20 protein-coding genes are annotated in these 17596 nt (G+C 67.9%); 10 read left to right on the top strand and 10 right to left on the bottom strand.

Translation table 11 applies throughout. The features are described from left to right. Window positions 1-12: 12 nt before the first annotated feature. Window positions 13-558, bottom strand: coding sequence for a fasciclin domain-containing protein (locus K8P63_RS04470; protein WP_398288838.1), 546 nt, complete (start codon window positions 556-558; stop codon window positions 13-15). Window positions 559-689: 131 nt separating this feature from the next. Between K8P63_RS04470 and K8P63_RS04465 the strand changes: the two genes are divergently transcribed. The 3 genes from K8P63_RS04465 to clpS all read left to right on the top strand — a co-directional run bounded on the left by K8P63_RS04465 (window position 690) and on the right by clpS (window position 2699). Beyond that, window positions 690-1364 (top strand): glutathione S-transferase family protein, encoded by a 675-nt coding sequence (locus K8P63_RS04465; RefSeq protein WP_223798664.1) that lies wholly within the window; start codon window positions 690-692, stop codon window positions 1362-1364. A gap of 86 nt (window positions 1365-1450) precedes the next feature. Then, the gene (locus tag K8P63_RS04460) at window positions 1451-2188 is read left to right on the top strand and encodes a phasin family protein (RefSeq protein WP_223798663.1); all 738 of its coding nucleotides are present in this window, start codon (window positions 1451-1453) and stop codon (window positions 2186-2188) included. Window positions 2189-2372: 184 nt separating this feature from the next. Continuing rightward, the gene (gene clpS / locus K8P63_RS04455; protein WP_223798662.1) at window positions 2373-2699 is read left to right on the top strand and encodes an ATP-dependent Clp protease adapter ClpS; all 327 of its coding nucleotides are present in this window, start codon (window positions 2373-2375) and stop codon (window positions 2697-2699) included. A gap of 49 nt (window positions 2700-2748) precedes the next feature. On the opposite strand, the gene K8P63_RS04450 is transcribed toward clpS, so the two are convergent. Further along, entirely contained in the window at window positions 2749-3483 is a 735-nt protein-coding gene (locus K8P63_RS04450) for a Crp/Fnr family transcriptional regulator (RefSeq protein ID WP_223798661.1), read from the bottom strand. A 139-nt stretch (window positions 3484-3622) separates the two neighbouring features. Here K8P63_RS04450 and murA point away from each other — a divergent pair, with 139 nt between their 5' ends. Next, a complete protein-coding gene (murA, locus tag K8P63_RS04445; RefSeq protein ID WP_223798660.1) occupies window positions 3623-4909 on the top strand; it encodes a UDP-N-acetylglucosamine 1-carboxyvinyltransferase in 1287 nt (428 codons plus the stop codon). A 14-nt stretch (window positions 4910-4923) separates the two neighbouring features. Here murA and ypfJ read toward each other — a convergent pair whose 3' ends face one another. Beyond that, window positions 4924-5820, bottom strand: a complete 897-nt coding sequence (ypfJ, locus tag K8P63_RS04440) for a KPN_02809 family neutral zinc metallopeptidase (protein WP_223798659.1) — start codon at window positions 5818-5820, stop codon at window positions 4924-4926. 116 nt (window positions 5821-5936) lie between these two features. Between ypfJ and K8P63_RS04435 the strand changes: the two genes are divergently transcribed. Beyond that, complete coding sequence (locus tag K8P63_RS04435) at window positions 5937-6548, top strand: methyltransferase family protein (protein WP_223798658.1); 612 nt, start codon at window positions 5937-5939, stop codon at window positions 6546-6548. A 46-nt stretch (window positions 6549-6594) separates the two neighbouring features. After that, window positions 6595-7242, top strand: a complete 648-nt coding sequence (locus K8P63_RS04430) for a DUF4893 domain-containing protein (protein WP_223798657.1) — start codon at window positions 6595-6597, stop codon at window positions 7240-7242. Here K8P63_RS04430 and K8P63_RS04425 read toward each other — a convergent pair. Together K8P63_RS04425 and K8P63_RS04420 are read right to left on the bottom strand one after the other, a co-directional pair. Further along, window positions 7194-7583 carry a response regulator gene (locus K8P63_RS04425; protein WP_223798656.1) on the bottom strand — a complete coding sequence of 130 codons (390 nt, stop codon included), beginning with the start codon at window positions 7581-7583 and terminating at the stop codon, window positions 7194-7196. The genes K8P63_RS04430 and K8P63_RS04425 overlap by 49 nt on opposite strands. Before the next feature lie 95 nt (window positions 7584-7678). Then, complete coding sequence (locus K8P63_RS04420) at window positions 7679-8779, bottom strand: mannose-1-phosphate guanylyltransferase/mannose-6-phosphate isomerase (protein WP_223798655.1); 1101 nt, start codon at window positions 8777-8779, stop codon at window positions 7679-7681. A 210-nt stretch (window positions 8780-8989) separates the two neighbouring features. Between K8P63_RS04420 and K8P63_RS04415 the strand changes: the two genes are divergently transcribed. Then, window positions 8990-9535, top strand: a complete 546-nt coding sequence (locus K8P63_RS04415; protein WP_223798654.1) for a PEPxxWA-CTERM sorting domain-containing protein — start codon at window positions 8990-8992, stop codon at window positions 9533-9535. Between the two features lie 43 nt (window positions 9536-9578). Here the strand turns inward: K8P63_RS04415 and K8P63_RS04410 are convergent, their stop codons facing one another. The 5 genes from K8P63_RS04410 to K8P63_RS04390 all read right to left on the bottom strand — a co-directional run bounded on the left by K8P63_RS04410 (window position 9579) and on the right by K8P63_RS04390 (window position 13662). Further along, window positions 9579-10061, bottom strand: coding sequence for a retropepsin-like aspartic protease family protein (locus tag K8P63_RS04410; RefSeq protein WP_223798653.1), 483 nt, complete (start codon window positions 10059-10061; stop codon window positions 9579-9581). Window positions 10062-10120: 59 nt separating this feature from the next. Then, a complete protein-coding gene (locus K8P63_RS04405; RefSeq protein ID WP_223798652.1) occupies window positions 10121-11008 on the bottom strand; it encodes a hypothetical protein in 888 nt (295 codons plus the stop codon). Window positions 11009-11084: 76 nt separating this feature from the next. Beyond that, window positions 11085-11576, bottom strand: coding sequence for a peptide-methionine (R)-S-oxide reductase MsrB (msrB, locus tag K8P63_RS04400; protein WP_223798651.1), 492 nt, complete (start codon window positions 11574-11576; stop codon window positions 11085-11087). Window positions 11577-11623: 47 nt separating this feature from the next. Next, the gene (locus K8P63_RS04395; protein ID WP_223798650.1) at window positions 11624-12751 is read right to left on the bottom strand and encodes an ABC transporter permease; all 1128 of its coding nucleotides are present in this window, start codon (window positions 12749-12751) and stop codon (window positions 11624-11626) included. Next, window positions 12748-13662 carry an ABC transporter ATP-binding protein gene (locus tag K8P63_RS04390; protein ID WP_223798649.1) on the bottom strand — a complete coding sequence of 305 codons (915 nt, stop codon included), beginning with the start codon at window positions 13660-13662 and terminating at the stop codon, window positions 12748-12750. The genes K8P63_RS04395 and K8P63_RS04390 overlap by 4 nt, the downstream gene beginning before the upstream one ends. A gap of 42 nt (window positions 13663-13704) precedes the next feature. Here K8P63_RS04390 and queG point away from each other — a divergent pair, with 42 nt between their 5' ends. The 3 genes from queG to nadB all read left to right on the top strand — a co-directional run bounded on the left by queG (window position 13705) and on the right by nadB (window position 17530). Beyond that, a complete protein-coding gene (gene queG, locus K8P63_RS04385; RefSeq protein ID WP_223798648.1) occupies window positions 13705-14859 on the top strand; it encodes a tRNA epoxyqueuosine(34) reductase QueG in 1155 nt (384 codons plus the stop codon). Beyond that, the gene (locus K8P63_RS04380; protein ID WP_223798647.1) at window positions 14856-15782 is read left to right on the top strand and encodes an ABC transporter ATP-binding protein; all 927 of its coding nucleotides are present in this window, start codon (window positions 14856-14858) and stop codon (window positions 15780-15782) included. Before queG ends, K8P63_RS04380 begins: the two co-directional genes overlap by 4 nt. A gap of 140 nt (window positions 15783-15922) precedes the next feature. Further along, window positions 15923-17530 (top strand): L-aspartate oxidase, encoded by a 1608-nt coding sequence (nadB, locus tag K8P63_RS04375; protein WP_223798646.1) that lies wholly within the window; start codon window positions 15923-15925, stop codon window positions 17528-17530. Window positions 17531-17596 lie beyond the last annotated feature (66 nt).

Genomic DNA, 17596 nt, shown 5'->3' with positions numbered 1-17596 from the left:
CCGTTGGGGGGGTTACGGCATCAGCACGGTGTCGACGACGTGGATCACGCCGTTCGACTGCATCACGTCCTTGATCGTGACCGTCGACATGCCGCCCTTTGCGTCGGTGAGCATCAGCTTGCCGCCCATCATGCTGGCGGTGAGCGGCTCACCCTCGACCGTGGTGAGGGTCGCCTTGCCACTACCCGCCTTGATCGCCGCGGCGATGTCCTTGCCCGTCATCCGGCCCGAAACCACGTGATAGGTCAGGATCTTGGTGAGCATGTCCTTGTTCTCGGGCTTCACCAGCGTGTCGACCGTACCCGCCGGCAGCTTGGCGAACGCCTCGTTGGTCGGCGCGAAGACGGTGAACGGGCCCGGCCCCGACAAGGTGTCCACCAGCCCCGCCGCCTTGACCGCCGCCACGAGCGTGGTGTGATCCTTCGAATTGACCGCATTGTCGACGATCGTCTTGGTCGGATACATCGCCGCGCCGCCGACCATGGGGTTGGCGACCGCGACGGGGGCGAGCGTGGCGCAGGCGATCGCGAGCATCGTCGCGCGAAGCGGGCTTTTCATCATCATGGTCTCTCCTGTCGTCCCGGACGGACGACCCAGGTACGACGCCGCATGGGCTGCGGATGCCGCCGCGCGAAATTTTGGTGACGCGCCGACTGACATGACGCGCCGCGCGCGATAAGCATCCGTCAATGTCCTGGCAGCTCTATCAATTCCCGCTCTGTCCTTATTCCCGCAAGGTCCGCCTGCTGATGGGCGAGAAAGGCGAAGGCGCCGAGCTGGTGCGCGAATCGCCGTGGGAACAGCGCGACGAGTTTGTCGACATGAATCCGACCGGCCAGACGCCGGTGCTGGTCGATCGCGCGCAGAATCTGGTGCTGATCGATTCCACCGCGATCTGCGATTATCTGGAAGAGACGGTCGATCGGGCGATCATGCTGCCGGGCACCGCCGCCAACCGTGCCGAGGTGCGCCGGCTGGTGGCGTGGTTCGATCTGAAGTTTCACGACGAGGTCGGCCGGCCATTGATGTACGAGCGGATGGAGAAGCGCCTCGTCCATCGCATCTCGCCCGATGCCAAGATGCTGCGCGAGGCGATGCGGCTCGCCAACAGCCATCTCGATTATGTCGACTGGCTGCTCGATCATCGCCGCTGGATCGGCGGCCCGTTGTTCAGTCTCGCCGATCTTGCGGCGGCCGCCCACATTTCGGTCGCCGATTATCTGGGCGGCATCGACTGGCGCGGGCACGAGCGCACGCGCCACTGGTATGCGGGAATGAAAAGCCGGCCGAGCTTCCGCCCGCTTCTGTCGGAGCGGATGGAGGTGATCGCCCCGCCCGATCATTACGACAAGGTCGATTTCTGACTTTTGTTGCACTGCACAAAAAGTGTTGCGCCGACTCGGCGGATGCGTTATTGTGCGCCGCAACAAAGTAGGAGCGGATAAGGACGATGACCGACATCGGCGAACTTCCGAAGCGCCGTCCTGGCCGCCCCCGCAAAAATCCCGAATCCGTTCAGTCGCCGGTTGACGGAGCCATTGACGTTCCCGCCGCCGCGCCGATCGTCAAGGCGAAGCCGGTGCGCAAGGCAGCGGCCGATCCGGCGCCCGCAGTTCCAGTTCCCCCCGCGTATGTTCCCCACCAGGTTGAGGCCGTGACGTCGCCGGCCATCGAAGACGATAGCAATCCAGGCCCGGCGGCGACGACCGTGCCCATCAAGGAAAGTGAGCCCATGGCTACGATCGCTCCCCCCTCGTCTCCCGCCGCCGCCGCCGAAAAGGCGCAGGCAATGTTCGGCGATGCCTCGGCACGCATGAAGACCGCGTTCGAGAAGTCGACGAAGATCAGCGAAGAGATGGTCGAATTCACCCGCGGCAACGTCGAGGCGCTGATGACCTCGGCGCGCGTCGCCGCCAAGGCAGGCGAGTCGCTCGGCCAGGAAGCCGCCGAATATGGCAAGAAGAGCTTCGAGACCGCGAGCGCCGCGTTCAAGAGCTTCGCCAGCGTCAAGTCGCCGACTGAGCTGTTCCAGCTGCAGAGCGAGTACGCCAAGGCGTCATTCGACAGCGCGGTTGCCGAAGCCTCGAAGCTGAGCGAATCGCTGCTCAAGGTGATGAGCGACATCGCCCAGCCGATCTCGACCCGCTATGCGGTGGCCGCCGAGAAGATCAAGTCGACCACGCTCTGATCGCCCTTCTGGCGCTCTGACCGGACCGTCGACGGCCGCTCCCTTCGGGGGGCGGCCGTTTGCGTTTGTGCCCCCGTCTTGCACCAGCTTGGCGCTTAACCTCGATAGCCCCTTGCCGCAGCGCCGGGCGATGCCATATCGTTCACATCCAGCCATGACAGACCTGAACGTAAATCGCCCGATGATGGCCGTCCGCAAGGATACGGGCGACGAGGGCACCGGCGTGGGCGTCGCCACCCGCACGCGCACCCGCACCAAGCAGCCATCGCTCTACAAGGTGCTGATGCTGAACGACGATTATACTCCGATGGAGTTTGTCGTCCTTTGCCTGCAGCGTTTTTTCCGGATGGGGATCGAGGATGCGACGCGCGTCATGCTCCACGTCCACCAGAAGGGCGTCGGCGTGTGCGGCATCTTCACCTACGAGGTCGCCGAGACCAAGGTGTCGCAGGTGACCGACTTCGCCCGCGAAAATCAGCATCCGCTCCAGTGCACGATGGAAAAGGCCTGAGCGCAGGCCTGGCCTGATGGGTCCGCCAGCCGCCGCACTCTGCCGCACTCTATTGCGCGGCCGGCAGCCAGCTGAGATCGAGCTTCTCCACGCGCGCCATGTGATTGGCGACGCGGGCGAGCTTTTCCGGTTCTAGAATGCGCATCGTGCCGGCCCCCCGCTGGATCAGCCCCTGCTCGACCAGCACGCGCATCGTGCGATTGACGTGGACCGCCGTAAGGCCGGTCGTGTCGCCAATCTCCTCCTGCGTCATCGGCAGCGCGAAGCCGTCGGCGATATCCTCACCGGCTGCGCCGAGACGCTCCGCGATCCACAGCAGCAACGCCGCCACCCGCCCGCGCGCCGAACTGCGCCCGAGCGAGATCAGCCGATCGGTGAGCGCGACGCGATCGATCTGCTGCGTGGCGAACAAGACGGCAGCCAGTCGGGCGTGGCGTGCGAACAGCGCACCCAGCGCATATCGGTCGATCACCAGGACATGCGCATCGGTCAGCGCCGTGGTCGCGTCCGACGCCTCGGTGAAGGCAAGCCCGTCGAGACCCAGCAGATCGCCCTTGAACAGCAGACGAATGATCTGTCGCCGGCCATCCTCGAGCAGTGCCGAGCTGAACAGCCAGCCGCTCCGCACGAGCAATATGTCTCCCGGCGCACCATGTTCGGCGCGCAGCACGGATCCCCGGCGACAATGACGCTCGCTCGTCACCACCTGGGCAATGGCTTCACGCTCCGCCTCCGTCAGCGCGACGTGGCGATTAAAATGTTCAATCAGAATAGTTTCGCCCATGAAACAGGCCGTCCCCCCTGGCCCGCTTACTAGACGGGCCATCGGCATGGCCGCTTTAACATCGGTCAACTCCGCACCGAGCCGATGGCGAAACAGGGAGCCGGCTTGCATGCGTGTGCGCAGTCGATAAAGCCGGCTGATGGACAGGATCATCATTCGTGGCGGTCGCCGCCTGGAGGGCCGTGTGCCCATTTCGGGCGCCAAGAATGCCGCCCTCACCTTGCTTCCGTGTGCGTTGCTGACCGACGAACCGCTGACGCTGACGAACCTGCCGCGCCTCGCCGATGTCGATGGTTTCGGCCACCTGATGAACGAGCTTGGCGTGGCGACGACGATCGCCGGCGCGCGCAACGGCACCGATTTCGGCCGCCGCATGACGCTGACCGCCGAGCGCATCGCCTCGACCACCGCACCCTATGACATCGTCCGCCGCATGCGCGCCTCGATCCTGGTGCTGGGGCCGCTGCTGGCGCGTGAAGGCGAGGCGACGGTGTCGCTGCCGGGCGGCTGCGCGATCGGCAACCGCCCGATCGACCTGCACCTGCGCGCGATGGAAGCGCTGGGCGCGGAGATCGAGCTGACCGCCGGCTATGTCCGCGCGCACGCGCCGGCCGGCGGCCTGCGCGGCGGCCGGGTGACCTTTCCGATCGTCTCGGTCGGCGCGACCGAGAATGTGCTGATGGCGGCCGCGCTCGCGCGCGGCGAAACGGTGATCGAGAATGCCGCGCGGGAGCCCGAAATCACCGATCTGTGCCACTGCCTGATCGCGATGGGCGCCGAGATCGATGGCGTCGGCGGCGACCGGCTGGTGATTCAGGGCCGCGACCGGCTGCACGCTGCCGAGCATCGGATCATGCCCGACCGGATCGAGGCCGGCAGCTATGCCTGCGCGGCCGCGATCACCGGCGGCGACCTGCTGCTGGAGGGCGCGGATGCCGGTGCGATGACGGCGATCCTCGACGGCCTCACCGAAGCCGGCCTGACCGTCACGGTTGAAGCCGACGGCATTCGGGTCCGCGCCGACGGCCCGCTCCGGCCGCTGACGCTGTCGACCGCCCCCTTCCCCGCTTTCCCCACCGACATGCAGGCGCAGTTCATGGCGATGCTGGCGCTGGCGGAGGGCACGAGCGTGCTGACCGAGACGATCTTCGAGAATCGCTATATGCACGTCCCCGAACTCGCGCGGATGGGCGCCGACATTCAGGTGCACGGGCGCACCGCGACCGTGACGGGCGTGGCGCGGCTGACCGGCGCGCCGGTGATGGCGACCGACCTGCGCGCCTCGATGAGCCTCGTCCTGGCCGGGCTCGCGGCCGAGGGCGAGACGCAGGTGCTGCGCATCTACCATCTCGACCGCGGCTATGAGCGGCTGGAAGACAAACTCTCGGCAGTCGGCGCCGATATTGAGCGCACCGGCGGCGACTGACGTCGCGACCGCGTCTAGCGGTCGATCGATCCGCTGAACGTGTCACACTGAGCGACGTCGCCGCTGTCGATCCCGCGCCGCAGCCACGCGACGCGTTCGGCCGAGGTGCCGTGGGTGAAGCTGTCGGGCACCGGCACGCGCCCGGCCGACTTCTGCAGCGTGTCGTCGCCGATCGCGTTGGCGGCGCGCAGCCCTTCTTCGACGTCGCCGGGATCGAGCCGATCGCGATTATGCTGGGCCCAGACGCCGGCATAGCAATCCGCCTGCAGTTCCATCCGCACCTGCAGCGCATTGGCGTGCGCCTCGTCGCCGCTCTGCTGGCCCTGCCGCACCTTGTCGGCGATGCCGGTCAGATCCTGCACGTGGTGGCCCACCTCGTGCGCGATCACATAGGCCTGCGCGAAATCGCCGCCGGCGTGGAAGCGGTTGGTCAGCTCGTGGAAGAAGCTGGTGTCGAGATAAACCTTCTTGTCGGTCGGGCAGTAGAACGGCCCCATCGCTGACTGCGCCGCGCCGCAGCCCGACACGCCGTTCTGCGAATAGAAACTGAGCGTGGTCGGCGTGTAACGCTGGCCGCTCGCCTGGAAGATCGCACCCCACGTATCCTCGGTGCTGGCGAGCACGCGGCAGGAGAAACGGTGCGCGGGATCGGCCGCGCAGACCTGCGCCGGCGTCTGGCCGGTCGTGCGCACCTGCTGCTGCGCCGGCTGACCACCGCCGAGCAGCGACAGCGGGTTCATGCCGAACAGCATCATGCCGATGACGAGGACGACGATCCCGCCCAGCCCGAAGCGGCTGCCTACCAGCCCGAACAGCAATCCCAGCCCGCCGCCGCCGAAGCCGCCGCCCGAGCCGCCGCCGGCCTGCTGCTGCTCGACATTCTCGCTTTCCCGATAATCGTCGAGGCGCATGGCCGATCCTCTCCCGCAACCGCGACCTGAATGCATGCCGCGCCCAAAGCGTTGCATTGCGCCCCGGCGGCCGCAAGTGTATTATCCCAGTAATTCACCAGAGCACGGGGTTGCCCATGTCCGCGTCTGCCCCGAATGCCATTCTCGCCTTGACCGCCATCTGGCTCGCCTGGGCCGTGAGCTGGCTCGCTGCGTGGCGCTGGACCGCGGGGACCGAGCGGGCTGCGGGCGGACGGCCGCAATCCGCCTATCGCATCGTCAATCTGATCGGCTGGCTGCTGCTGTTCGGCGACGGCGTCTTCAGGACGAGCCCGCGCGGGCCGACGTGGCAACCCTTCCTGCCGCCGCTATGGCACCTTTCCGCCACGGCCGGGTGGGTGATGGTGGCGGTCGCGCTGGGCGGGATGGCGTTTGCGTGGAGCGCGCGCGTGGCGCTGGGACGGCTGTGGTCGGTCGACGTCACCCGCAAGACGGGGCACCGCATCGTCGATGGCGGCCCCTACGCCATCGTGCGCCATCCGATCTACACCGGCATCCTGCTCGGCGCGATCGCGCTCATGCTGGCCAAGGGAACGCCGATCGCGCTGGCGGGCTGCGTGCTGATGATCGTCGGCTATCACCTCAAGGCGCGCGTGGAGGAACGTTTCCTCGCCGACGAGCTGGGGCGCCGCGCCTATGCCGACTACGCCCGGCGCGTGCCGATGCTGTTGCCGTTCGGTCCGCACTGAGGCTGTGCCATTGCGGCCGGTCCGGCCTCCGCGCTAAGGCGCGGCGGTGTTCAGATCGCGCGCCATCCTGCTGATCCCGTTCGCAATCGCGCTGGCGCAGCCGGCGGCGGCAAAGCCGCCCCTGAAATGGGGGGCGGTCATCACCGACCGCGATCGGACGCGGCTGCGCGACTGGCGGGTGACGTGGATTTCCGCGGTCAACAAGGCGCGCGCGGCGGGCGAAGGTGTGCGGATCGACGGCGAGGGCCCGCTGTTGCAGCCCGACGCCGCGCAGGAGGGATCACCCCCGCCGGCCGGCGCCTATCGCTGCCGCCTCGTCAAGGTCGGCGCACAGGCGCGCGCAATCCCCAATTTCATCGTTCAGGACGGACTGCACTGCCGGATCGCCGGCGACATGCTGACCGTCACCGGCGGCCCACAGCGGCCGAACGGCCGCCTCTATCGGCTCGACACGGCGCGCCAGCTGTTCCTGGGCGCGATGACGGTGGGCGACGAGGAAAACATCATGCCCTATCGGCGCGATCCGGACCGCAACATCCTGGGCCTGCTGGACCGGATCGGGCCGCAACGCTGGCGGCTCGCAATGCCCCAGCCGCGCTGGCAGTCGATGCTGGAAGTCCTCGATCTGGTGCCCGAGGCGCCGGATCAGTCGGCGAGTGCGGTCAAGGCGCGGCGCAGATCACCCAACGCATAGGGCTTGGTCAGCACCGCGGCCTCCCCCAGCCCGTCGGGCACCTGCATGGCGCCGGTGGTGACGATGAAGGGTATGCCGGCCACAACCAGCGCCCGCGCCACCGGCCCGCTATGATGCCCACCCAGATCGAGATCGAGCAGCGCGATCGTGATGCCGCCGACGGCGCAGGCGGCAAGCGCCTCCTCGACGGTCACGGCAACCGCCGCGATCGTGCCGCCGAGATCCTCGATCATGTCCGCCGCCACCGTCGCCAGCAACGCGTGATCTTCGACGATCAACACGCGCGTCGCTAACGACAGGGCCGTGCGTGCCGGCCTGTCGATCCGTGCCTGTATGCCCATCTGATGCTCCCTCCCCCACTTTAAGGGGGAGGAAACTCAAGAGAAGGCGCAACTAGGTCCGTTTTGGGCCACCCAAGCGGGCCGCCGGCACGCGTTCAGCCGCCGATCGGCGCGGTGGCGCTCTCCATCGCACGGTGAAGCGTGACGTGCCCGTCCTTCTCCAGCGCCTGGATCGCGCGCTTGACATCCTGGCTCGATCCGCGCGGCAGGATCAGCACCGCATCCGGCGTCGCGATCACGATCAGATCCTTGACGCCGACCGCCGCGACCAGCGGCCCCTCGCTGCGGATCAGGCAGCCCTTGGTGTCGATCGCGACCACCTCGCCGTGATGGGCATTGTCGCCCTCGTCGCGGACCGAGATGGCATGGAGCGCATCCCAGCTGCCGACGTCGGACCAGCCCATCTCCACCGGCACGACCGCGGCCTTGTCGGTCTTCTCCATCACCGCATAATCGACCGCCTGCGATGGCGAGGCGGCAAAGGCGTGCGGATCCGGGAAGATGCGCGACCCTTCGTGCCGGGCATTTTCCATGGACGTGCGGACCGCACTCAGGATCTCCGGCGCATAACGCTCCAGCGCGTCGAGATAGGCGCCCGCGCCGAACAGGAAGATCCCGCCGTTCCAGCTATAGCCGCCCTCGGCCAGATAGGCGCTGGCGGTGTCGCGATCGGGCTTCTCGACGAACCGATCGATCCGCGCCACGCCCGGCGCCAGTTCGGCGCCGCGCTTGATATAGCCATAACCCGTCTCGGGCTGGTCGGGGGTAATGCCCAAAGTGGCGAGCCAGCCGTCGGCGACCAGCGGCACCGCGATCGCGACCGCCTGGCGGAACGCCTCGACGTCGTCGATCACATGATCGCTCGGCATCACCAGCATCAGCGCATCGCGGTCCAGCGCGAGCGCGGCGGCGGCGATGGCCGGGGCGGTGTTGCGACCGACCGGCTCCAGGATCAGCCGCATGTCGGAAATGCCGGCCTGCTGCAGCTGGCGTTCGATCATGTCGGCATGGGCGGCGTTCGCCACCACCAGCGGTTGGGCGAAGCCGGCACCGCCGGTACGCTTGGCGGTCAATTGCAGCATGGTATCGGCCGACGTCAGGCTCAACAATTGTTTCGGACGGCCGGTGCGCGACAGCGGCCAAAGCCGCGTGCCCGATCCGCCGGAGAGGATCACGGGCGTGACGATGGGGCTCATTCCTGGTCCTCGAACGGGATCGCCCATCCGCAGAACGCGGCGGCGTATCGCTCAAACGGCGTGATGCCGAGTTCGTTGCAGCAGCGCAAGAATGGAGCCCCCGAGGCAGCGTTAACGATCTATCATCCTTCCTGCTGTTAGAGAGGTGTGATAATCGCTGCCTCGAGGCCGGAACCGATCGGCTTCGTGTATGCGTATAGGGGTTTATCGATGGTATCTCCGCTGCTTGCCGAGCGGCGCCGCCACTGGCGCACCAGCTTCGGCCTGACCGTTGCCGCGCTTGCCGCAGGCGTGGCCGTTTCGAACGAGCGCGGGGTGTTCATGCCGATCTGGGGCGTGGACGACGCCATTGCCGCAACCGCGCGCGCCTTCGCCGCGGTCGCCGCGCCCGAGCCGATGCAGGTCGATTCGCTCTACACGCCGCCGACCACTCTGCACCGCATCACCACCGCGCCCAGCTATCGTCGCATCGTCGACGTGCCGGGCTTCACACCGCCGGTGATGCCGAGCTTCGAGCCCGCGAGCGGATTCGAGCCGGCCTCGATCGGCGCGGTCGCGGTCAGCGCCCCCGATCTCTCGTCCCCTGTCAGCTTCGCCGCGCTCAATACGCCGACGCCGGTCGTTCCGGCGGGTGTCACGCAGGTGCAGGGCGTGCCCGAGCCGGCCAGCTGGACGCTGATGATCGGCGGCTTCGGCCTGGTGGGTGCGCTTCAGCGCGTGCTGGGGCGCGCGCGCCGCGGGCGTCAATTCGCCTGATCGACAATCCGGCTGCCGCCACAACGGCAGCCGGTTCGCCTGCTCAATCCATCCGCAGCGTGTCGCCCTCGATCGTCACCGATCCGAGCTTCGACAGCATGTTCTGACCGAGCAGCGACACTTCCAGCCCATGCGCCACCACGCCGGCGCGCACGTCGGACATCGTCCGCCCTGCCAGCTCGACCCGTTCGACGCGCGTCCACGCCATCGCCGCGCGGCCGGAGGCGGTGGCGACGTGGCCGCCATAGCGCACGTCGCGCAGGGCGATGCCCACGCGCTTGGCGTCGGCCTCGGTCAGCATCATGACGTTGGCGCCGGTATCGATCAGGAAGTGGATCTTGCGGCCGTTAACGGGGACGTCTGCGTAGAACAGCCCATCCGATGCCCGCGCCACCTCGACGGTGGCGTGGTGCGGCGCATCCGCCGCCAGCGACGCTATGGGCACCATGTTGGCGCCCCAGGCGAAGGTCAACGGCGCTACCAGCAGGGTAGCAGCGAGCGGGAGGTAGCGGGCGAGACTGGGCATGGCCCTATAGAGACCATGCCTGTCCAACATTAAGTTGTTCGTTACGGATAAGCGCGAATTTACCGCTTATTCACGCGCGCCGGCCGGATGAAGTCCTCGACGATGCGGTCGAGCCGGCGGATGTGGCGCTTCTGGAGCAAAGCGACCAGCAGGAAACCCAGCGTGCCGAGACCGAACTGGATGGCCGCGAGATAATAAGGCCAGCGCAGCGTGAAGGCCGATGCGTAGAGCACCTCGTAATGCGGCGCCACGCGATAGCCGAGATAGGCGTAAAGGCGGATCAGCGCGCCCGGCAGATCGCGACGGACGAGGATGCCGGTGCGGTTGGCGAGCGTACCGCCGCTCTGGATATCGGCGCGTTCGGCGCGGGTGAATTCGATGAACACGCGCACCAGCCCCTCGCGACCCTCGGGCGGCGAGACGGGCGCATAGAGCTCGCTGCGGCGCAGGAACAGCAGGCCACGGCTGTACGACGCGATACGGCCATAGCCGATCGTGCCGGCCAGCCGCGCCGGGCCATCGGCGGGAAGGGCGCGACCGGCGACGATGTCGCGCACCGGCCCCTCGCGTGTCGGCAGCGTCAGCGTCCACAACAGGGTCGCGAGCGTCGCGATGCCGAGCGCGGTGGTGATGCCGTACAGGAAGTGCTTATAGTCGCGCGAGGCGGCGGTGGCGCGCTGGGCATCGTACAGTTCGAGCACCGCTTCGCCGCCGGCCTGGACGGTCAGTTGGTCCTCGGCACGATAATGGCGACGACGCGTCCGCTGGCGGAACAGATAGAGCGCGGGCGCGGAAAAGATCGTCGCCAGCACGCCAAAGGTGAAGGTGGGCAGATCCTGCCCGAGATGGTGGAACTGCCATTCGGCGGCCAGCGCGAACAGGCCGCGATAGGCCACCATCTCCCACGAAAAATACAGGACGACCAGGCAGGCCCAGCCCCACAGCATCATCCGTCGGCGCGCAGTGCGTTTTGCCGACGTCTCGTCGACGCCCCTCAGGTGGTCGTCGACGCCATAACGAAGCTCAGCCGCTGGCTCGAATGAAGTGTAATGCTGTACCATTCATGCAATACCGCAGACCCGTAGGCTTCGGACCATCGTCAAAGACGTGGCCCAAATGTCCCCCGCAACGCCTACAGCGTACCTCCGTCCTGTTCATGCCTAAGCTATTATCATCGGAAGTACTTACCGCCCCGTTAAGCGCGGCCCAGAAACTCGGCCAACCCGTGCCGCTGTCGAATTTGGTGGTGGAGGAAAAGTTCGGGAGATCGCAGCCGGCACAGGTGAAGGTGCCTTTGTTGTGTTCGTTGAGCAGCGGGCTGGAGAAGGGCCGCTCGGTCGCCGCCTGACGCAGCACGGCATAGGCCTCGGGCGTCAGTTTCTTGCGCCACTGCGCATCGGTCAGCATCAGCGGATAGCGGATCGGCGCACTGCTGCCGCCGCCGCTCCACAGCATCGCCCCGCCCACGGCCGCCACACCCGCCGCGCCGATCAGATCCCGTCTCGAAAAGCTCATGTCACGCATCCTCCGTCGATAGCGAAAGTGGGAGCCGGCGATCGGGCTTACAACCGGACTTTCGGCCCCGATCGCAATACGTTGCGACGAAACAGCCGTGCACCGACGCGCACGATCAGCGCGAGGCAGACGAGCTGCCACGCCAGCGCCAACGCATGCGGCCACAAAGCCGGCTGTACCACCGCGCGCGCCAGCATTGCGAAGGGCGAGCTCCACGGCACGATCGCGGCGACGATCGCGAGTATGCCTTCGGGCTTCGCCGGCGTGGTCGAGGCCAGCCCGAAGAACAGGAGCTGCAGCATCGTCAGCGGCAGCGAGATCGTCTGCACCTCGCGCACGCTGCCCGCCTGCGCGCCGATGCCGAGATAGAGCGCGCCGATCAGCAGATAGACCGTCGAGAAATAGACGATGGCGAGCAGGACAAACGCCGCCCACCCCACCGCCGGGGCGGGCAGGCCGGCATGCGGCACGAATGCCAGCGCCGCGACCGCCATCGTCCCCCACGCGGCGATGCCGGTCAGCGATACCGCCAGCATGCCGACCAGCTTGCCCGCGAAGATCGCGTCGATCGGCACGGCGGCGGCCAGAACCTCGATCACCTTGCTCGATTTTTCCTCGACCATGTTCGAGATCAGCATGCCGGCGAGGATCATCGTCAGCAGGAACAGCCCGGCCTGCGCGCCGCGGGCGAATTCGCGCCCGCCATCGTCGCTCGCCTTGGCCGGCGGCGCGATCGCGCGGAAAGCGAGGTGCGGCGACGAGCGCGTCGGCCCACGCGCCTCCTCCAGCAGCAACGTCACGGGCCCGCGCAGCCGCGCGACATCGTCGGCGGTGCCGGTCAGCACCGGGTGGTCGAGGCCGCCGAGCAGCATCGTCGCCGCCGGATCGGCCGCGCCCGTATCGACGCGCAACGGCGGCATCCAGTCCGCGCCGAGCCGCGTCGCCAGCCGCCCGCGCGCATCGATGATGGCGTGGACCGCCGCCGGCGGCCCCGCCACCAGGATCGGCGATGAGGCCGGCGTATCGTCGCCACTGGTGACGATCGCGCCGAACAGCCCGCCGATCAGCAATGGCAGCAGCGGACCGAGCAGGAAGAACAGGAAGGTGCGCGACAGCACGGTCGCGGTGTAATCGCGCCGCGCGATCACCCAAGCCGATCGCAACAGCCGGGTCATGCCGCCTCCGCCGCGGGCTCGGAGGGTGCGCCGACGATCGCAACGAAGGCGTCGTGCAGCCCCGGCCGCTCGATTGACAGAGCCTCGATCCCCGCATCGCCGTCGATCAGCGCCGACAGCAACGGCTCGATCCCCGCGGGCGGCAGCGCGAATGTCCACGTGCCGTCCTCGCGACGGGCGTCTGCAGGGAGCGCCGCGCGCCACGGCCCGTCCGCCGCGCGGGTTGCCAGCCGCACGCTCGGGCGCAGCCGGCCGCGCGCCTCGGCGACCGTGCCCTCGAAGCGGACGCGGCCGCCGGCGATGATCGCGATCCGCTCGCACAGCCGCTCGGCATGGGCGATCACGTGGGTCGAGAACAACACGGTTGCACCGCTCTCCGCCTGCTCGCGGATCAGCGCCTCCAGCCGCGCCTGGTTGATCGCGTCGAGCCCGGAGAACGGCTCGTCGAGCACGATCAGCTTCGGCTTGTGGACGATCGTGCCGAGCAGTTGCACCGTCTGCGCCATGCCCTTGGACAGCGCGCGGATCGGCCGGTCGGGCGGCAGATCCTGCGCCTCCAGCATCGCGCGCGCGCGCCGCCGCCCCTCGCCCAACGGCAGGCCGCGCAGCGCGCCCATGAAGGCGATCGCCTCCTGCGCGGTCATGCCCGGATAGAGGCCGCGCTCCTCGGGCAGATAGCCGACGCGGTCGGCAACGCGCAGCGGATCGCGCGCGCCGAGCAGGGTGCGGGTGCCGGCATCGGGATCGATGATGCCGAGCAGCATGCGCAGGGTCGTGCTCTTGCCCGCGCCGTTCGGCCCCAGCACGCCATAGATGCTGCCCGCCGGCACCGCGAGGTCGACCCCGTCGACCGCGCGCGCCCCGCCGAAGCCCTTCACCAGCCCCCTCGCCTCGACCGCCAGCGCGTCCATCTCGTCTCCTCTTGGCGGCACAACCGGCGTAAGGGCGGTTTCGTGCCATCGTTCGAGCAAAGGCTGAAGGAGGAAGCGCGCGCGCTCGGTTTCGCCGCGTGCGGCATCGCGCGCGCCGACGCCGCCCCGAAGACAGCCGAACGATTGCGCGCGTGGCTGGCGGCAGGCGCGCATGGCGACATGCTGTGGATGGAGGAGCGCGCGCACCAGCGCGAGAGCCCGCAGAGCCTGTGGCCCGAAGTGCGCTCGGTGGTGATGCTCGGCATGAGCTATGCGCCCGCCGCCGATCCGCTCGCGCTGGAGGCCGCGCCGCAGATCGGCCGTATCTCCACCTACGCGCAGGGCCAGGATTATCACGATATCGTCAAGAAGGCGCTGAAGGCGCTCGCCCGCTGGATGGTTGCGGAGGCGCCGGGCGCCGATCTCAAGGTGTTCGTCGATACCGCGCCGGTGATGGAGAAGCCACTAGCCGAGGCTGCCGGGATCGGCTGGCAGGGCAAGCACAGCAATCTCGTCAGCCGCGACGAGGGCAGCTGGCTTTTGCTCGGCGCGGTGATGACGACGCTCGATCTCGCGCCCGATGCGCCCGGCGCGATGCGCTGCGGCTCGTGCAGCGCCTGCCTCGCCGCCTGCCCGACCGACGCGTTCGTGGCGCCCTATCGGCTCGATGCGCGCAAGTGCATCTCCTACCTGACGATCGAACTGAAGGGCCCGATCCCGCGCGAATTTCGGCAGGCGATCGGCAACCGCGTCTATGGCTGCGACGATTGCCTCGCAGTCTGCCCGTGGAACAAGTTCGCCGACACCGCCGCAGCACACCGCGCCTTCGCCGCGCGCGCCGAGCTCGCCGCGCCCGAGCTGGCCGACCTGCTCGCGCTCGACGATGCCAGCTTTCGCCAGATCTTCGCCGGCTCGCCGATCAAGCGCATCGGCCGCGACCGGATGGTGCGCAACGCGCTGATCTGCGCGGGCAACAGCGCGCTGCCCGCGCTCGTCGGACGCGTCGCCGTTTTGCTCGACGATCCCGCCCCGGTGGTGCGCGGCGCAGCGGTATGGGCGCTCGCCCGGCTCGACCCGGCGCGCTTCGTCGCCGAGCGCGCAACGCATCTCGACCGCGAAAGCGACGACGACGTGCGCGAAGAGTGGCAGGATGGCTTGGCTTTGCCCGCCGCCGGGGTCTATGCGCCCGCTTCATGAGCGACGCGGCGATCAGCATCCGGGGCCTGTCAAAAACCTATGCCGGCGGCAAGCAGGCGCTGACCGACGTCAGCCTCGACGTGCCACGCGGGCAGATATTGGGGCTGCTCGGCCCCAATGGCGCGGGCAAGTCGACCACGATCAACATCCTCGCCGGGCTGGTCAACAAGAGCGCCGGTCAGGTTTCGATCTGGGGCTTCGACATTGACGAGCATCCGCGCAACGCCAAGCGCGCGATCGGCATCGTCCCGCAGGAGATCGTGTTCGATCCCTTCTTCACGCCGTTCGAGATGCTGGAAATCTATGCCGGCCTCTACGGCGTGCCGAAGAAGCAGCGCCGCTCGATGGAGCTGCTGCGCGCGGTGCACCTCGAGGACAAGGCGAATGCGTGGGCGCGCTCGCTCTCGGGCGGCATGAAAAGGCGCCTGCTCGTCGCCAAGGCTTTGGTCCACAACCCGCCGGTGCTGGTGCTCGACGAGCCCACTGCCGGCGTCGACGTCGAGCTGCGCCAGCAGCTATGGGCCTATGTGCGCGAACTGAACGCCGCCGGCACCACCGTCGTCCTCACCACCCATTATCTGGAGGAGGCCGAGGAATTGTGCGACCGGATCGCCATCATCAACCATGGCCGCGTCGTCACCAACCAGCCGACCTGCGAGCTGCTCGCGATGGCGCAGGAGAAGGCCGTGTCGGTCACGGTCGACCGCGACCTGACCGCCCCGCCGGCCGCCCCCTGCTTCGAGAAGATCGAGCTGAAGGGCGAACGCACGCTCGTCATCACTTATTCCAAGACCAAGGTGAATGCGGGCGAGGTGCTGGCGGCGCTGCAATCGGCCGGGCTCGGCATCGTCGACGTCTCCACCCACGATCCCGATCTGGAGGACGTGTTCCTCAACCTGACGCGCACGCCGGCGGCGGCGTGACCCGTTCCTCCAACCCCCGTTCGTGGTGAGCAGAGGCTGAGCGTAGCCGAAGCCTCGTCTCGAACCACATCCCCTTCGAGACGCCGCTTCGACTTCGCTCAGCGGCTCCTCAGGGCGAACGGGACGCTAGAAAAGATACCATGGCAGACCACCGCTACGACGTCATCATCATCGGCTCTGGCGCGGCCGGGCTCACCGCCGCGCTCAACCTCGCCGATACCAAGCGGGTGGTGGTGCTCGCCAAGGGCGGGCTCGCCGAAGGATCGACCGCGTGGGCGCAGGGCGGCATCGCCGCGGTGCTGGAGCCGGGCGACACGTTCGAGAGCCATATCGAGGATACGATGGTCGCGGGCGCCGGCCTCAACGACCGTCGCACCGTCGAATTGGTGGTCGAGCATGCCCCCGCCGCGATCGAGCGGCTGGCGTCGCTCGGCGTGCCGTTCAACCCGACCGAGGGGGAAGGCCACGACCGCTGGCACCTGACGCGCGAGGGCGGGCACAGCCACCGCCGCATCGTCCATGTCGACGACGCGACCGGCTGGGCGGTGCAGCAGGCCTTGCTCGCCGCGGCCGAGGCGCATCCGAACATCAATCTCGTCGCCGACATGGCGGCGATCGATCTCGTCACCGGCCGCCACTGCGACCATTATTCGGGCGATGGGCGCGTGCGCGGCGTATATGCGCTGCACCGCCCGTCGGGGAAGGTGGCGTTGTTCACCGCGCGCGCGACGATCCTCGCGACCGGCGGCGCGGGCCGCGTCTACCAATTCTCGACCGCGCCGCGCGGCGCATCGGGCGACGGCATCGCGATGGCATGGCGCGCGGGCGCGCGCGTGTCGAACATGGAATTCAACCAGTTCCACCCGACCTGCCTCTACAATCTGGAGGTCAAGAACTTCCTCATCACCGAGGCGATGCGCGGCGAGGGCGGCATCCTCAAGCTGCCGCCCGAGGCGCCCAATGGCGGCCACCGCTTCATGCCCGATTTCGATCCGCGCGCCGAACTCGCCCCGCGCGACGTCGTGGCGCGCGCGATCGATCATGAGATCAAGCGGCTCGGCCTCGACTACGTTCATCTCGACATCAGCCATCGCGAGCCGGCCTTCATCGAGCATCATTTCCCGACGATCCTCGCCAAGCTGCTGACGCTCGGCATCGACATCCGCAAGGAGCCGATCCCGGTGGTGCCGGCGATGCATTATACGTGCGGCGGCGTGGTGATCGATCTCGACGGCCGCACCGATCTGCCTGGCCTCTACGCCGCCGGCGAGGTGACCCAGTCGGGCCTGCACGGCGCCAACCGCCTCGCCTCGAACAGCCTGCTCGAATGCTTCGTGTTCGGCGAGGCGGCGGCCAAGCACATCCTGCGCAGCTGGGACGACCTGCCCGATCCGGGCGTGGTGCGCGAATGGGACGAGAGCCGCGTCACCGATTCGGACGAGGACATCGTCGTCCAGCACAATTGGCGCGAGATCCGCCGCTTCATGTGGGATTATGTCGGCATCGTCCGCACCACCAAGCGGCTGGAACGCGCACTCCACCGCGTCACCCTGCTCCAGCGCGAGGTGGAGGATTATTACGGCAATTACCGCATCACCGCCGACCTGATCGAGCTGCGCAACCTGATCGTGACGGCCGGGCTGATCGTGCGCTCGGCGCTCTCGCGGCACGAAAGCCGCGGCCTGCATTACACGCTCGATTATCCCGAGATGCTGGCACAGGCGAAGGATACGATCCTGGTGCCCTGACGGGCCGGGCGCATTAAAAAATTTACCATGACGGGAATAACGGCGCGCCTGCCCCGGTCTATCCTC

Origin of the sequence: Sphingomonas nostoxanthinifaciens (assembly GCF_019930585.1) — a bacterium.
Lineage (GTDB): Bacteria > Pseudomonadota > Alphaproteobacteria > Sphingomonadales > Sphingomonadaceae > Sphingomonas_I > Sphingomonas_I nostoxanthinifaciens.
This window is presented reverse-complemented; position numbering and strand designations above follow the sequence as displayed.

Coding starts and splice junctions, on each gene's coding strand:
- K8P63_RS04470 (WP_398288838.1), bottom strand. CDS start 558: ATGAAAAGCCCGCTTCGCGCGACGATGCTCGCGATCGCCTGCGCCACG.
- K8P63_RS04465 (WP_223798664.1), top strand. CDS start 690: ATGTCCTGGCAGCTCTATCAATTCCCGCTCTGTCCTTATTCCCGCAAG.
- K8P63_RS04460 (WP_223798663.1), top strand. CDS start 1,451: ATGACCGACATCGGCGAACTTCCGAAGCGCCGTCCTGGCCGCCCCCGC.
- clpS (WP_223798662.1), top strand. CDS start 2,373: ATGGCCGTCCGCAAGGATACGGGCGACGAGGGCACCGGCGTGGGCGTC.
- K8P63_RS04450 (WP_223798661.1), bottom strand. CDS start 3,483: ATGGGCGAAACTATTCTGATTGAACATTTTAATCGCCACGTCGCGCTG.
- murA (WP_223798660.1), top strand. CDS start 3,623: ATGGACAGGATCATCATTCGTGGCGGTCGCCGCCTGGAGGGCCGTGTG.
- ypfJ (WP_223798659.1), bottom strand. CDS start 5,820: ATGCGCCTCGACGATTATCGGGAAAGCGAGAATGTCGAGCAGCAGCAG.
- K8P63_RS04435 (WP_223798658.1), top strand. CDS start 5,937: ATGTCCGCGTCTGCCCCGAATGCCATTCTCGCCTTGACCGCCATCTGG.
- K8P63_RS04425 (WP_223798656.1), bottom strand. CDS start 7,583: ATGGGCATACAGGCACGGATCGACAGGCCGGCACGCACGGCCCTGTCG.
- K8P63_RS04420 (WP_223798655.1), bottom strand. CDS start 8,779: ATGAGCCCCATCGTCACGCCCGTGATCCTCTCCGGCGGATCGGGCACG.
- K8P63_RS04415 (WP_223798654.1), top strand. CDS start 8,990: ATGGTATCTCCGCTGCTTGCCGAGCGGCGCCGCCACTGGCGCACCAGC.
- K8P63_RS04410 (WP_223798653.1), bottom strand. CDS start 10,061: ATGCCCAGTCTCGCCCGCTACCTCCCGCTCGCTGCTACCCTGCTGGTA.
- K8P63_RS04405 (WP_223798652.1), bottom strand. CDS start 11,008: ATGCTGTGGGGCTGGGCCTGCCTGGTCGTCCTGTATTTTTCGTGGGAG.
- msrB (WP_223798651.1), bottom strand. CDS start 11,576: ATGAGCTTTTCGAGACGGGATCTGATCGGCGCGGCGGGTGTGGCGGCC.
- K8P63_RS04395 (WP_223798650.1), bottom strand. CDS start 12,751: ATGACCCGGCTGTTGCGATCGGCTTGGGTGATCGCGCGGCGCGATTAC.
- K8P63_RS04390 (WP_223798649.1), bottom strand. CDS start 13,662: ATGGACGCGCTGGCGGTCGAGGCGAGGGGGCTGGTGAAGGGCTTCGGC.
- K8P63_RS04380 (WP_223798647.1), top strand. CDS start 14,856: ATGAGCGACGCGGCGATCAGCATCCGGGGCCTGTCAAAAACCTATGCC.
- nadB (WP_223798646.1), top strand. CDS start 15,923: ATGGCAGACCACCGCTACGACGTCATCATCATCGGCTCTGGCGCGGCC.